The 14,538-nt window shown below is 63.6% G+C and carries 16 protein-coding genes; 14 read left to right on the top strand and 2 right to left on the bottom strand.

The window, feature by feature from the left end:
* Nucleotides 1-247 precede the first annotated feature (247 nt).
* The 5 genes from KJP28_RS17805 (at nt 248) to KJP28_RS17785 (ending at nt 5,999) form a co-directional block, all read left to right on the top strand.
* Nucleotides 248-1,336, top strand: a complete 1,089-nt coding sequence (locus tag KJP28_RS17805; protein WP_218393970.1) for a hydrogenase small subunit — start codon at nt 248-250, stop codon at nt 1,334-1,336.
* A gap of 2 nt (nt 1,337-1,338) precedes the next feature.
* Entirely contained in the window at nt 1,339-3,129 is a 1,791-nt protein-coding gene (locus KJP28_RS17800) for a nickel-dependent hydrogenase large subunit (protein ID WP_218393969.1), read from the top strand.
* A 13-nt stretch (nt 3,130-3,142) separates the two neighbouring features.
* Entirely contained in the window at nt 3,143-3,331 is a 189-nt protein-coding gene (locus KJP28_RS17795; RefSeq protein ID WP_218393968.1) for a hypothetical protein, read from the top strand.
* Between the two features lies 1 nt (nt 3,332).
* On the top strand, nt 3,333-4,109 hold the full coding sequence (cybH, locus tag KJP28_RS17790) for a Ni/Fe-hydrogenase, b-type cytochrome subunit (RefSeq protein WP_218393967.1): 777 nt from the start codon (nt 3,333-3,335) through the stop codon (nt 4,107-4,109).
* Between the two features lie 270 nt (nt 4,110-4,379).
* Nucleotides 4,380-5,999, top strand: a complete 1,620-nt coding sequence (locus KJP28_RS17785) for an ankyrin repeat domain-containing protein (RefSeq protein WP_218393966.1) — start codon at nt 4,380-4,382, stop codon at nt 5,997-5,999.
* An 88-nt stretch (nt 6,000-6,087) separates the two neighbouring features.
* Here KJP28_RS17785 and KJP28_RS17780 read toward each other — a convergent pair whose 3' ends face one another.
* Entirely contained in the window at nt 6,088-6,843 is a 756-nt protein-coding gene (locus tag KJP28_RS17780) for a hypothetical protein (protein ID WP_218393965.1), read from the bottom strand.
* A gap of 148 nt (nt 6,844-6,991) precedes the next feature.
* Complete coding sequence (locus KJP28_RS17775; protein WP_218393964.1) at nt 6,992-7,636, bottom strand: DUF1236 domain-containing protein; 645 nt, start codon at nt 7,634-7,636, stop codon at nt 6,992-6,994.
* Between the two features lie 333 nt (nt 7,637-7,969).
* Here KJP28_RS17775 and KJP28_RS17770 point away from each other — a divergent pair, with 333 nt between their 5' ends.
* Genes KJP28_RS17770 through KJP28_RS17730 form a run of 9 tightly spaced genes read left to right on the top strand, consistent with a single transcriptional unit; the run spans nt 7,970 to nt 14,538 of the window.
* Nucleotides 7,970-8,581 (top strand): HyaD/HybD family hydrogenase maturation endopeptidase, encoded by a 612-nt coding sequence (locus tag KJP28_RS17770; protein WP_218393963.1) that lies wholly within the window; start codon nt 7,970-7,972, stop codon nt 8,579-8,581.
* The gene (locus KJP28_RS17765; protein ID WP_218393962.1) at nt 8,581-8,901 is read left to right on the top strand and encodes a HypC/HybG/HupF family hydrogenase formation chaperone; all 321 of its coding nucleotides are present in this window, start codon (nt 8,581-8,583) and stop codon (nt 8,899-8,901) included. The genes KJP28_RS17770 and KJP28_RS17765 overlap by 1 nt, the downstream gene beginning before the upstream one ends.
* On the top strand, nt 8,898-9,326 hold the full coding sequence (locus KJP28_RS17760; RefSeq protein WP_218393961.1) for a thioredoxin domain-containing protein: 429 nt from the start codon (nt 8,898-8,900) through the stop codon (nt 9,324-9,326). Before KJP28_RS17765 ends, KJP28_RS17760 begins: the two co-directional genes overlap by 4 nt.
* A 10-nt stretch (nt 9,327-9,336) precedes the next feature.
* Nucleotides 9,337-10,170 carry a hydrogenase expression/formation protein gene (locus tag KJP28_RS17755; protein WP_218393960.1) on the top strand — a complete coding sequence of 278 codons (834 nt, stop codon included), beginning with the start codon at nt 9,337-9,339 and terminating at the stop codon, nt 10,168-10,170.
* 8 nt (nt 10,171-10,178) lie between these two features.
* A complete protein-coding gene (gene hybE / locus KJP28_RS17750; RefSeq protein ID WP_218394040.1) occupies nt 10,179-10,985 on the top strand; it encodes a [NiFe]-hydrogenase assembly chaperone HybE in 807 nt (268 codons plus the stop codon).
* Nucleotides 10,985-11,860 (top strand): hydrogenase expression/formation protein HupK, encoded by an 876-nt coding sequence (locus KJP28_RS17745; protein ID WP_218393959.1) that lies wholly within the window; start codon nt 10,985-10,987, stop codon nt 11,858-11,860. The genes hybE and KJP28_RS17745 overlap by 1 nt, the downstream gene beginning before the upstream one ends.
* A complete protein-coding gene (hypA, locus tag KJP28_RS17740; protein WP_218393958.1) occupies nt 11,853-12,194 on the top strand; it encodes a hydrogenase maturation nickel metallochaperone HypA in 342 nt (113 codons plus the stop codon). Before KJP28_RS17745 ends, hypA begins: the two co-directional genes overlap by 8 nt.
* On the top strand, nt 12,194-13,072 hold the full coding sequence (gene hypB, locus KJP28_RS17735) for a hydrogenase nickel incorporation protein HypB (RefSeq protein WP_218393957.1): 879 nt from the start codon (nt 12,194-12,196) through the stop codon (nt 13,070-13,072). Before hypA ends, hypB begins: the two co-directional genes overlap by 1 nt.
* Complete coding sequence (locus KJP28_RS17730) at nt 13,072-14,538, top strand: sigma-54-dependent transcriptional regulator (protein WP_218393956.1); 1,467 nt, start codon at nt 13,072-13,074, stop codon at nt 14,536-14,538. Before hypB ends, KJP28_RS17730 begins: the two co-directional genes overlap by 1 nt.

Here is a 14,538-nt window from a genome sequence, read left to right as displayed (position 1 = left end):
GAGCGTGGGACGGTGTGGTGGCAACTGGTTGACCGGCGGGCCGGTCACCCGGTTAGCTCCTGTTCGGATGCGCGCGCGGCATGTTGCGCCGTGTGGGCCGGGAAACGGTTTTTTATCATTAGCTTACGGATAATCCGCGCGATTGTGTGCAATCCCATACAATCGCCGGCTCGCATCGGCGAATCTTCCCTACAGAACCTGCCACGGGTGCGTCTCCAGTGGCCCGTCTGGACCAAGGGAGGGACTTTTGGCCGATATCGAAACCTTCTACGACGTGATGCGTCGGCAGGGGATCACCCGCCGTTCGTTCATGAAGTATTGCTCGCTCACCGCCGCAGCGCTCGGGCTCGGACCAAGCTTCGTGCCGAAGATCGCCCATGCGATGGAGACCAAGCCGCGCACGCCGGTGATCTGGGTTCACGGGCTGGAGTGCACCTGCTGTTCGGAAAGCTTCATCCGGTCGGCGCACCCGCTGGCGAAAGACGTGGTTCTGTCGATGATCTCGCTCGATTACGACGACACGCTGATGGCTGCCGCCGGACACGCCGCCGAAGCTGCGCTCGAGGATACGATCCAGAAATACAAGGGCAACTATATCCTCGCCGTGGAGGGCAACCCGCCCCTGAACGAGGACGGCATGTTCTGTATCACCGGCGGCAAGCCCTTCGTCGAGAAGCTCAAATACGCCGCAAAGGACGCCAAGGCGATCATCAGCTGGGGGGCCTGTGCGTCCTACGGCTGCGTGCAGGCCGCCAAGCCCAACCCGACGCAGGCGACGCCGGTGCACAAGGTCATCACCGACAAGCCGATCATCAAGGTGCCGGGCTGCCCGCCCATCGCGGAGGTCATGACCGGGGTCATCACCTACATGCTCACCTTCGACCGCCTGCCCGAGCTCGACCGTCAGGGTCGCCCGGCGATGTTTTACGGCCAGCGCATCCACGACAAATGCTACCGCCGCCCGCATTTCGACGCGGGACAGTTCGTCGAGGCCTGGGACGACGAGAACGCGCGCAAGGGCTATTGCCTTTACAAGATGGGGTGCAAGGGGCCGACCACCTATAACGCCTGTTCCACCGTGCGCTGGAACGAAGGCACCTCTTTCCCGATCCAGTCGGGCCACGGCTGTATTGGCTGTTCCGAAGACGGGTTCTGGGACCAGGGAACCTTTTACGATCGCGTGACCGACCTGACCCAATTCGGGGTCGAAGCGAATGCCGACAAGGTCGGCTTCGCTGCCGCCGGGGTCGTGGGGGCCGGTGTTGCCGCCCATGCCGCGATCTCCGCGCTCAAGGCCGCGCAGAACAAAGCTCAATCCAGGAATGAGGAGGTCTGATCATGGCGACGACTCCCAACGGTTTCGACCTCGACACTTCCGGCCAGCGCATCGTCGTGGACCCGGTGACGCGCATCGAGGGTCACATGCGCTGCGAAGTGAACGTGGACGACGAAGGCATTATCCGCAACGCGGTGTCGACCGGCACGATGTGGCGGGGGCTCGAAGTGATCCTGAAGGGTCGCGATCCGCGTGACGCCTGGGCGTTCACCGAGCGTATCTGCGGGGTCTGCACCGGGACGCACGCGCTGACCAGCGTGCGCGCGGTCGAGGATGCTCTGGGGATCGAGATCCCGGACAACGCGAATTCGATCCGCAATATCATGCAGCTCAACCTGCAAATCCACGACCATGTCGTCCATTTCTATCACCTCCACGCGCTTGACTGGGTGAACCCGGTCAACGCGCTGAAGGCCGACCCGAAGGCCACGAGCGAGTTGCAGCAGGCGGTGAGCCCGAGCCATCCGATGTCGAGTCCCGGCTACTTCCGGGACGTGCAGAACCGGCTGAAAAAGTTCGTGGAATCGGGGCAGCTTGGCCTGTTCAAGAACGGCTATTGGGACAATCCGGCCTACCTCCTCCCGCCGGAAGCGGACCTGATGGCCACCACCCACTACCTCGAGGCGCTGGACCTGCAAAAGGAGATCGTGAAGATTCACACGATCTTCGGCGGCAAGAACCCGCATCCCAACTGGCTGGTGGGTGGTGTGCCCTGCCCGATCAACGTCCACGGTACAGGTGCTGTCGGCGCGATCAACATGGAACGGCTCAACATGGTGGAGTCGATCATCAACAAGTGCATCGAGTTCAACAAGAACGTGTATCTGCCCGATGTGAAGGCGATTGGCGGGTTCTACAAGAATTGGCTTTATGGCGGCGGTCTTTCGTCGCAGGCCTGTCTCGCCTATGGCGACATCCCGGAGCATCCCAACGATTTCAGCCCCGAGCAGCTTCACCTGCCGCGTGGCGCGATCATCAATGGCGACCTGTCGGTCGTGCATGACGTCGATCCGCGCGACCCCGAGCAAGTGCAGGAATTCGTCGACCATTCTTGGTACGAATACGGCGAGCCGGGCGTGGGGCTACACCCGTGGGATGGCGAGACCAGCCCGCGGTTCGAGCTCGGTCCGAATGCGAAGGGCACCAAGACCAACATCGAGGAGTTGGACGAGGCCGGGAAATACTCCTGGATCAAGGCTCCGCGCTGGAAGGGTCACGCGATGGAGGTCGGGCCGCTCGCCCGCTATGTCGTGGGTTTTGCCAAGGGGCACGAGGACATCACCGAGCAGGTGACGGGCCTCCTGCGCGACATGGACCTTCCGACCGAGGCGCTGTTCTCCACGCTCGGGCGCACCGCGGCGCGGGCGCTCGAGTCGGAATATTGCGGGCGTCTGCAAAAGCACTTCTTCGACAAGCTTCTCACCAACATCAAGAACGGCGACGAGACGACGGCGAACGTGGCCAAATGGGATCCGTCCACATGGCCCGCCGAGGCCAAGGGCGTGGGCATGACCGAGGCGCCGCGCGGTGCGCTGGGTCACTGGATCAGGGTCAAGGACGGGCGCATCGAGAATTATCAATGCGTCGTGCCAACCACCTGGAACGGCAGTCCGCGCGATACGCAAGGCAACATCGGCGCGTTCGAGGCGAGCCTCATGAACACCAAGATGGAGCGGCCCGAAGAGCCGGTCGAGATTCTGCGCACCCTGCACAGCTTCGACCCATGCCTTGCCTGTTCGACCCATGTCATGTCGCCCGACGGCGACGAGCTGGCCGACGTCAAAGTTCGCTAAGGGAGGACGAAGGATGAAGAAGCTGATTACCCTGATGGTCGCCGGGATGCCGGCGACCGCGATGGCCCACCCCGGCCACCCCGAAGCTGCGGGACCGATGGGTCACGACATCGCGCATGTGGTGATCGCGGTCGGTCTTGCGACCGCTGCGGTGATCGTCGCAGGGGGTGTGCGCAAGGCGCTCGGCCAGCGGGAGGACTGACATGGCTGAAGACACCATCCATATCGCCAATCCGGGGATCGAGCCGCTGCAAAGTTCGCGGCTGACCGGGGATGCGACCGAAGCAGACATCGAGAGCATCCGCCGCCGCACCAGCGTCTATGTCTACGAAGCGCCGGTGCGTATCTGGCACTGGACCAACGCTCTTGCGATTGTCGTGCTGATCGCGACCGGTTTCATGATCGGATCACCGCCGCCGTCGATGCAGATCGGTGAAGCGACGCACCAGTTCCTGTTCGGCTACATTCGCTTTGTCCATTTCGCCGCCGGGATGATCATGACGGTCGGGTTTTTTGGGCGCATCTATTGGGCCTTCGTCGGCAACCACCACGCCAAGCAGCTATTCTACGTGCCGGTGTGGAAGAAGGCCTGGTGGCGCGAGATGTTCCATGAGCTGAAATGGTACGCGTTCATCGAGAAGACGCCGAAGAAATACGTGGGCCATAATCCTCTTGCTCAGATCGCGATGTTCTTTTTCATGACCATCGGGATCACCTTCATGATCGTGACGGGCTGGGCGCTTTATGCGGAGGGCGCGGGGCAGGGAAGCTTCGCGGATACCGTCGCCGGATGGGTGCTGGGGCTGGTCGGCAATTCGATGGTGCTGCACACGCTGCATCACATCGGGATGTGGTTCATCGTCATCTTCATGATCATCCACATCTACGCCGCGATCCGCGAAGATATCATGTCGCGGCAGTCTATGGTGTCGACGATGATTTCGGGCCACCGGACGTTCAAGGACGACAAGATCGACTGACCTCGGGCCATGCGACGAGACTGCGAGGGGCGGGCCGAGGGGCCGCCCCTTTTTCTTGGCGGGTGGCAGGTGCGCGGCGGGCGACGTGTGCGAGGGTCGGCCGCTCGGTTTGACATGTGGCAGGTGTCGGCCTAGCGTTCGGCCTGCGGTGCAAGCCGCACCCGGACCCGCGGGAAGGGCAGAGCCCACTTGCATCTACACGCAAAGATTTCCTCAACCTTTGTGCAGCCGGATTGCGGGTCGTCGGCATATAATGCGCGGAGGTTTTCCATGACATCCCTACCCTCTCGTCCCGATCTGGGGCAATTGAAACGTCAGGCCAAGGAATTGCTGGCGGGCTATCGAAACGGTGACGCCGAGGCGGTCGCGCGGTTCGCCGCCGCCCTGCCCGCGGCCCGGCACACCCCCGACATTGCACTGCGCGAGATGGCGTTCAGGCTCCACGACGCGCAATCCTGCCTCGCACGGGAATACGGCTTCGCGTCATGGGCAGATCTGCGCGGATATGTGGAGGTCGTAGCGCGGCTTGGAACGGATCCCGATGCGATGACCGACAGCTTCCTGGGCACGGTCTATGCCGGTGAGATCGCTGGTGGAAATTCCAGGGCACGCCCCGCAACCGCCGCGCGGCTGCTGGCCGAACATGGCGACCAGATCGCGGACGATCCGCTGATCGCCTGCGCGACCGGAGATGTGGAGGCGGTTCGCCGCCAGATCGAGGCCGAACCCGGCTGGATCGACCGGGCTGGCGGGCGGCTGAATCTGACCCCATTGATCGCGGCCTGCCAGTCGAGCCTCGTGTTATTGCCGGAGTATCACACCGGGCTTGTTCGGACCGTCGCCGCGCTTCTGGAGGCGGGCGCGGATCCGAACAGACGGCTGAGCCGAAGCTGGCAAGTCAACGCCGATATGCCCGCCGATACGTGGGAGGTCTCGGCGCTGCACGGTGCAGCGGGGGTCTATTTCGACCCGGAGATCACGCGCCTCCTGATCGCGGCGGGGGCGGACCCGAACGACGGGGAGTCGCTCTATCATTCGTTGGACAACCCGGTTTGCACGCCGCTCCTGTTGGAGGCGGGGGCGTGGGTCGAGGGGACGAACGCGTTGTTCCGCGCCCTCGACTTCGACGATCTCGACACGTTTCAGCGCCTTGTCGACCATGCCGGGGACAGCAACGAACTGCGCAATGGGAGGCTCATATTATGGGCGATCCGCAGGCGGCGTAGTCCCGCGCATATACGCGCCCTGCTCGCCGCTGGCGCGGACCCGAAAGTGAAAAACAAGGCCGGGGTCAGCGCCCATGTCGCGGCGTTGCGTTATGGTTTGCCCGAAGTCGCAGACCTGCTGGCCGAAGCGGGCGGAGCCACGCCATCGACCATAGAGGATCGGTTCGTCGCCGCCTGCGCGCGCGCCGACGCGGACATGGCGCAGGAGATCTTGAACGAAAGGCCAGGGCTTCCGGCCAGTCTCGACCAGGACCGGTTGCGCCTGTTGCCGGAGTTGGCCGAGGCGGGCGCGCGTGACGCCGTGAAGCTCATGGTCGATCTCGGCTGGCCGCTGGACGTGAAGGGCGGCGACTGGAATGCGTCCGCACTCAATCAGGCGGTGTTTCGGGGCGATGCGGAGTTGGCACGGTACCTTTTGGAACGGGGAAGCGTTTGGACCGAGCGTCACGGGTTCGGGGACAACGTCTGCGGCACCCTGAGCTGGGCGTCCGTGAATGAACCGCATGCGGAGGGTGACTGGCCGGGCTGCGCTTCGGCGCTTCTGGATCACGGGATGCCCGGGGCGACGCGCGACCCGGAGATGCCGGGCGCGGTTCTTGTCGGCGGCGAGCGACGGCGGTTCTCGGATGCGGTTACTGACACGCTACTGGGCGCGGATCGTTAAATGAAAACGCCCCGCCGCGGGGACATCGCGGCGGGGCTTTGCGGTCTGTGAGGCGCGGGCAGAACACGCCTCGGAGCGGGCAACTCCGTCAGGCCGCAGTTCGGGACATGTGGGGCCACCAGACGAGAGGATCGGAGAAGTTGATCCCCTCACGCGGGGTGAGCGTGGTCGTCACGATCTCTCCCCCCTCCCCGATCGCGAGGTCGAGAATGCGCGATTTGAAGGTGTCGATGGCGGCTGCGCGCCCGTCGCGCGCGGTTTTCAGGAAATGGATGCGCTGGCCCACGTAATCGGCCGGGTTGCGCATCGGTTCGAGCGTCTGGCGGAACATCGCCGCGCGGGCATCGGGCGCGCCTGTCACCTCATCGAACCCGTCGAGCGGAGCGGACCAGTCGGGGGAGCCGCCCACGCAGGTCACGCGGTCGACCTTGGTGACCATGCGGGCGGCCGCAAGCGCCGCGTCGCCGCCGAGCCCCATGCCAGAGAGCGACAGGGGCAGATCGCCGAAGCGGTGGCGCGCCCAAGTCGTCACGGTCGGGATGTCGAACACGGTGTTCCCGAGAAGCGTCCAGAGCACCCGCGCGTAGTTCTCGCGGATCGCGAGGCCGAGTTGGTCGTCGTCGCGCCGCCGCCCGTGGCGGGCGAGGTCGAGGGTGATCGCCACCTGGCCTTCGTCGTCCGCGAGACGGTCCAGAAGCGCGAGGTTGTCTTCCTTGCGCTGACCGAGGTCGGGGATATGAATGGTGATGCCTGTCGGGGCCTCGCCCGGTTGCCGCCACATCAGCGGAATCTCGTCGAGAAAGGCCTCGTGATAGGGTCGCAGGAAGTGAATGCTCGCACTCATGATTATTCCTTTCTTTCGCGGGCAACGCCCGGACGCCCCATATTGTTCCCAAACTGGTTTAGGCCACATTATCTTGTGACAAATAGATAGCCCCGCCGCAGGGTTTCGACTGCGGCGGGGCCTTTGGTGAGGGTTCGTGACGAAGTGATTACCGAAGGACGGAAACGATTTGGCGCGTTTCGCTGTCCACGATCACGGTGTCTCCGTTCACGTTGAGATAGGAATAGGTCGGGGAGGCCGGAACCTCGTAGAAATCCACCTCTGGCGGGATCGAAACGCCCGGAACCGGTTCGCCGCTGAGAATGACCGGCTCGACCGGGTTCTCGCGCACGTAGACGGTGGTTTCCTCGGGAACCGCGCTGCCGCCCACGGTGGAGCCGGCTACGCCGCCGACAATTGCGCCGACGGGACCGCCGACCAATGCGCCGACCGCAGCACCAGTGCCGCCGCCGATGATCGAGGCCGCAGCGCTTTCGCCGCTGCTGTCATATTCGATCACTTCGATTGTTTCGATTTCGGCAACCGGGGTCTGATCCACGGCGAGGTAGGGCGAATAGGCCCAACCGGTGGAGCCGTTCGCCGTCACCTTGCACCAGCCATCCGCCGGGATGCAGCCGTTGAGGTCGACCTGCGTGTCCGCGGGCAGAACCTGCACGATCTTGAAGCCGGGACCGGGGCCCATGCGCATGTTCAGATCAGTCGTGACGGTGGCCGAGCCTTCCTGAGCGAAGGCCGCGCCGGTGGCGAGCGTCAGGGCAGCCGCGGAGCCGAGAAGAATGGTGTTGCGTTTCATTGTCTTTCTCCTTGTGTCAGGTCCGAGGCCAGTTGTGCCCCGGTTTGGCAGGAGAACGGACGGAAGCGGGCAGAGTTCCGGGTGACTCGGAGTTAGGCAAGTCCCCGCGCATGCGGCAAGATACTTTCCAATTTTGTCGCCTTGTGGCTTACTGCCTTCCATAACACTTCAGTGAAATGCATGAATCGCTCGGACTTTCCCGTTGAAAAGCAATGTTTTAGCCAGTCACCTCGCCATCACGACAAAATGCCGCATTCGAGTGCTGGTCGCATTACGTTCACCCGAACAACCCACCGGAAAGAGGGATTCCGGTTGGACAGGGAGGGACAGCACATGGCACCGCGCGTGCTTATTCTGGGTATCGGAAACGTTCTCTGGGCCGACGAAGGCTTTGGGGTCCGCTGTGTCGAACGGTTGGCCTCGCGCGTGGCATTCCATGACAACGTAAAGATCATGGATGGCGGGACGCAGGGGCTCTATCTGCTCCCGTTCCTCGAAGAGGCCGACATCCTTCTGGTCTTCGACGCGGTGGATTACGGGATGGCCCCCGGCGAGATGAAGGTGGTCGAGGGCGACGAGGTTCCGTCGTTCATGGGCGCGAAGAAGATGAGTCTCCATCAGACCGGGTTTCAGGACGTGATCGCGACGTCGGAGCTCATGGGATACCGCCCCGAGACGCTGATCCTGATCGGATGCCAGCCCGAAGAGCTTGAGGATTACGGCGGGGGGCTACGCGATATCGTGGCGGCGCAGATCGACCCGGCCATCGAGATTGCCCTGAAAAAACTGGCAGCCCTCGGGATTGTCGCGCGCGAAGGACGCCATGCGACCGATGACCTCGCCGATCCGTCGATCACCCGCGACGCCTATGAGGGCGGGCGCCCGTCGGAAGCCGAAGCGCATCGCAAAGGCGACATCCGGTTCTATCCGAAAGAGACCGCCTGATGTGCGTGGGGGTGCCGATGCAGGTGATCAGGCGCGATGAAATGTCCGCGCTTTGCTCGGACGGCACCGTGACCGAGACCATCGACCTCGCGCTCGTCGGTGAAGTCGAGCCGGGAACATGGCTCCTGACCTTCCTCGGCTCCGCCCGCGAGGTCATCACCGAAGACGACGCACAGAAAATCTCGGCCGCGCTCGACGGGTTGCGGTCGGTCATGGGCGGAGGCGATCTGGGCGATGCCTTTGCCGATCTCGAAGAAACCGGGCCGCGTCTGCCGCTGCATCTGGCCGCTGCCCTGAGCGAAGGAAAGACAACTGCATGACGCAACTCACCACACTGGATAAGAGCGAGGGCCCCTGTGGTCATCCGCTGGTCGACCGCCTTGTCGAGACCGAGGGCTATCCGCTTCTCACGACACCTGCCGATGCCGAAGGCTTCATTTCGACCGAGGGCGTGCACGTGGTGTTTCTGCCCGGGGATGCCCAGCGCAATCTCGAGACGCCCGACGTGGCAGTCGTGTTGCCGGAGTTGCGCATGACCTTTCAGGGCGCGTTCGATTGTGCGGTCGCGACCGGCGAGGCCGAGACATGGGTGCGCGAGACGATCGAATTTCACCGCACCCCGAACCTCGTTTTCTTCCGTGACGGGTATTTCCTGTCGACCCTGCCCAAGGTGCGTGACTGGAACGATTACATGAAGCGCATACCGCAGATCCTTGCCATGCCCACCCCGCAAACCGTCGCCTGAGGAGACAAAAATGGCTGACTTCGTACTGCCCCCCATCGGTTTTGGCCCCGGCTCGCAGCCGTTGGGCGAGGATGAGACGCTCGAATACATGCAGATGCCGCAGGACATGCGGACCTTCACGCCCTCGACCCCGGACGTCGAGGAACCGACGAGGGTTGCGGCGGGCATGGCGCTCTTGGCCGAGATTGCGGCAGCCTGCACGCGGGTCGCGCAGGGCATGGCGCCGGCGCGTTTCGACCTCACCACGCTGGATCGCGAAAATCGCGCTTTCATCGCGGAAACGATGGGCGAAGGCGAAGTGGCAATGAAGGTGCAGGGCCAACCGGCTCTGGCCATTCAGGAAAGCTGGTTCGCAGGCGTCTGGATGGTATCGGGTGTCGGTGTGGACCGGATCGACGTGGGTCAGGTTCCGCCGGTCGCGCTTGAAAAGGCGCATATGCCCCACCGCCCGGGCGAAGGTCCGGGGATCGCGATGATCCCGGGTCTGGCGAACGGCCCCGCGCTCATCACCGAGCTGTTCGACAAGACCGCGTCATGGCAGGTGGGTGATGCGCCCCATGTGGTGAACCTCACGCTTCTGCCCCATACGGAGCCGGACCTTGTCTGGCTTTCCGATGCTTTCGGCGAGGGCGCGGTCACGATCCTGTCGCGCGGTTACGGCAATTGCCGGATCACGGCACAGGCCACGCCACATCTGTGGCGGGTCCAATTCTACAATTCGACCGAACAGCTTATCCTCGACACGTTCGAAGTCACCGAGATGCCCGAGGTGGCTCTGGCCGCTGATGAGGATCTGAAAGACAGCGGCGAGCGGATCGTCGAAGTGATCGAGGCCATCAGATGAGCGGGCAGATGACAGGTTTCGAAGGCAGCTATCTTGGGGCCGCCGACAAGATCAGCCCGCAAGCGATCATGGAATGCAAAGTGTGCTGGACGCCCTATGATCCCGCCGAGGGAGACGATTTCCGGCAGATCGAACCGGGCACGGCCTTTGTCGATCTACCGGAGGATTGGTCCTGTCCGAATTGTTCGTCGCCCAAGGACCAGTTCCTTGTGGCCGAAGACCCCGGCAGCCAATCCGCGGCCGATATCCGGCTGCTCGACGACCTGACCGCGAAGCTGGTCGCCGATTTCACCGAAGTCTGGAACGGCACCATGCGAGACGTGCCGCTGGTCAATGCGGCGCTGAGGGTTCAGGCGGTTGGTTGGCGCATACACGAAGGGCGGCCTCTGGGCGTGCTCATGTCGCCGTGGTTCATGAACCTCGTGCAGCTTCCGGGTGAGGACGAGGATTGGTCTGGGCTTGTCGCGGGTGACAAGGAAACCATTGCGTTTCCCTCGGGCGAATACGAATTCATCCATAATCGGCGCGACATGATCGGGGGCTACAAGGCCTGTTCGTTATTTTCGCCAATGGGTGATTTCAACACGCAGGCGCAGGCGGTCGAAGTTGCCGAGGCTGTGATGGTGGAACTTTTCAAGGACGAGAACCGGGCGGAAACGGACCGGGCGCAGGACATTCGCGCGGCACGGGAGAGCGAGATTGCCGCGCTTGAGGAGGCTGGAAACGGTAATGCAGAGGGTGCCCTCGACGACGATCGCTCGGTCATTTCGGAGCCGACCCGCCGCCAGATTCTGACCGGGGGCCTGTCTGAGTGATGAATGCACGGGTGGGCAATTTCGAGATCACACGCGCGGCGGGTGTGCCGATCGCGCAAATGATCCGGGGCCTGACGCCTGAAGCGGTAGCCGAGATGCTGCCGCGCCTGTTCAACCTGTGCCGGTCGGCACAGGCGACGGCGGCGCATCTGGCACTCGGATTGCCCGCGCCTGTGATCGACCTGACGGGTGACGTCATTCGCGATCACGTGCTCAAACTCTTTGTCACCTGGCCCGCGCAGCTGGGGCTCGCCCCTCTGCCGCTCCCCACGCACTGGCAGGCTGGGGGGGAGGGTTTGCTCCGCGCATTGTTCGACGGGCCATTTCCCGAAACGGTGCGCTCGTTTCAAGCCGCCTGCGGGACGGGTCGCGGGATCGCGCCTGTGCTGGCCGCGCTCGACCGCGTTCTGCCGCCCGGCACGGGCGTCGCCGCCGCCCTGCCCGCCCTGACCGACACATGGGCGCTGTCGCCTGTCGCGGTCGAGAACTCAGTCGCCGGGCGGCAGGCGAGCCACACGGTCCTACGCAGTCTCGAGGTCGATCGGGGACGCGATCTTTACTGGCGGGCTGTGGCACGGCTCTACGATCTGGCAGACGCCTGCCGCGGCGCCTTGCCCGCGCCGCGCGTGACCGATGCCGGAGTCGCGCTGGTGCCTGCCTCGCGTGGGACCTATGCTTTGACACTCAGACAAGAGCGGGGGCGGATCACGGGCATCTCTCGTATCACCCCGACCGATCACCTCTGCGCACCGGGGGGCATTCTTGAGATCACGTTTGCTGCGCTCAATGCGCGCGATGCTGGCAAGTCCGGCCTCGTCATGGATATTCTGGACCCGTGCCACGAGATTGGAGTGAGGGCGCTGAACCATGCATGAGATGTCGCTGGCAGAAGGGATGCGCGAGATCATCGTGGACAGCGCCGCGAAACACAACGCGCCTCGCATCTCGCGTGTCCGGGTCGAGATCGGACGGTTCGCGGGTGTCGAGAAGGACGCGCTTGCGTTTGCGTTCGACGTGGTCATGCGCGGTTCGCCCGCGGAGGGCGCGGAACTGGTGATGATCGACCTGCCGGGGCGTGCAAGCTGTTTCGGCTGCGGTGAGACGGTGGAGATCGAGGATCGGCTGGACCCCTGCCCGCTCTGCGGGTCGCTTCAGCTCATGCCCGACGGGGGCGACGAAATGCGGATCAAGGATTTGGAGGTGGCGTAATGTGTACGGTTTGCGGATGCGGAGATACGAGTGTCGAAAGCAAGGCGCATGGTCACGATCATTCTCATGACCACGGGCATTCCCATTCCCACGATCATGGACACAGCCACGACCATCCTCACGACCATTCCCACGTGCATCACCACGGCGACGACATCCACTTCGGCCAGGGGGCCGCAGGTGTCGACGTGGCCGGGATGAGCCAGGAGCGGCTGATCGAGATCGAGACCGGCATCCTGACGAAGAACGACCGCTACGCAGCGGCGAACCGGGACGCGCTCATCGGCCTTGGGGCCTTTGCGGTGAACCTCGTATCGTCGCCCGGTTCCGGCAAGACCACGCTTCTGTGCAAGACGATCGAGGCGCTGGGGGATCAGCCGCTCGCCGTGATCGAAGGCGACCAGCAGACCGCGAACGATGCCGACCGTATCCGGGCGACGGGGGCGACGGCGGTGCAGGTCAATACCGGCAAGGGCTGTCACCTCGACGGCCATATGGTCGGTCACGCCATGGAGCATCTCGACCTGCCGCAGGGCGCAATGCTGTTCATCGAGAACGTCGGCAACCTCGTCTGTCCCGCCGGCTTCGACCTTGGCGAGGATTGCAAGGTCGCGATCCTGAGCGTCACCGAGGGCGAGGACAAGCCGCTGAAATACCCCGATATGTTCACGGCCAGCCGCATCGCGCTTTTGAACAAGGTCGATCTCGCGCCCTATTGCGACGTGGACCTCGACCTCTATGAACACAACCTGCGCCGCATCAACCCGACCATCGAGATCATCCGCATTTCGGCTCGGACCGGCGAAGGCATGGACGCCTGGATCGACTGGCTGAGGGGCAACCTGGCCGCAAAGTCCGCGACCGAGGCGGCAGAGTGATGGCCGAGGCGCGCCCCACGATCCTTCTGGTCGATGACGAGCCGCATTCGGTCAGCGCCATGGAAATGGCGCTCGAGGACGAGTTCGACTGCCTTACCGCCACCAGCGCGGATGAGGCGCAGGGGCTGATGGCGGATAATTACGTGCAGGTCATCTTCTGCGACCAGAGGATGCCCGGCACCACCGGCGTCGAATTCCTGACCGATGTGCGCGAACGCTGGCCGGAAACGGTGCGCATCATCATCACCGGCTACACCGAGGCGACCGACATGATCGCCGCGATCAACGAGGCCGGGATATACCAGTTCGTCACCAAACCGTGGCATCCCGATCAGCTTCTGATGGTCGCCAAGGGCGCAGCGCGGTTGTTCCAGTTGAGCCGCGACCATGACCGGCTGACATTGGAGAGCAAGTACCTCGCCAATACCGCCAATGCGAAGCTGGAGAAACAGCGCGCGGCGTTGCGCGAGGGGCTTGGGTTCGAGAACGTGCTGCGCGCGCCCAACAGCCCGATGAACCAGGTGATCGACATCGCGCGGCAATATGCGAGCTTCGACGTGCCCGCCTTGATCGTCGGCGAGCCGGGGGTCGGCAAGGTGCAGATCGCGCGGGCGATGCATTACACGTCGCTGCGCTCGGAACGGCCCTTTTTCGAATTGAACTGCGCCGGGCTGTCCGAGCAGATGATACAGGTCGAACTATTCGGCGCAAAACGCGGGGCGTTTGCTGGGCTGAACTCCAACAAGGTCGGGCTTTTGCAGAAGACTGACCGGGGCACACTGTTCCTGAACGGTGTCGACACGCTGTCTCCGCAGCTTCAGATCGAGCTTCTGCGGGTCGTGCAGGAGGGTGCGTTCCAGCCGCTTGGCGGGCACGAGACGTTGACCACGAACACGAGGCTCCTGACCGGGTCACATACCGACCTGCGCGCCGCTGTCGCTGACGGCAGATTCCGCGCGGATCTCTACTATGCGCTGTCTACCGCCGAGGTCGCGGTCCCGCCTTTGCGCGCGCGCCCCGGCGATGTGGCCGTGCTGGCCCAGAACATGCTGTTCGAAGCCTCGCAAAGCCATGGCAAGACGGTGCATGGCATTGCGGAACCCGCGTTGGGATTTCTGGAGAATTACGACTGGCCCGGCAACCTCCGCGAGCTTGAGAACGAGGTGACGCGGATGCTGATCTTCGGGCAGGAACGTGTGCTGGGGCCGGAGCTGATCTCGCGCCATATCTTGCAGGCAGCGCCCTCGGACGAGGGCGCGGATCGGCGGGCCGATCAGGTGTTGGTGGGAGACGGGACACTGAAGGACCGGGTGGAACTCATCGAAATGCGCATCCTGCGCGAAACGCTCACCCGGCTGAAATGGAACAAATCCCGCGCCGCCGCCGAACTGGGCCTGTCCCGTGTCGGGCTGCGCGCGAAACTCGACCGCTACGGGATCGCCCCGCCGGTCAATCAGGAGACGTGA

It is taken from the genome of Maritimibacter dapengensis, from assembly GCF_019218265.1.
In the GTDB taxonomy this organism is placed as follows: Bacteria; Pseudomonadota; Alphaproteobacteria; order Rhodobacterales; family Rhodobacteraceae; genus Maritimibacter; species Maritimibacter dapengensis.
The sequence above is the reverse complement of the archived record's forward strand: the minus strand, read 5'-3'. Positions and strand labels throughout refer to the sequence as shown.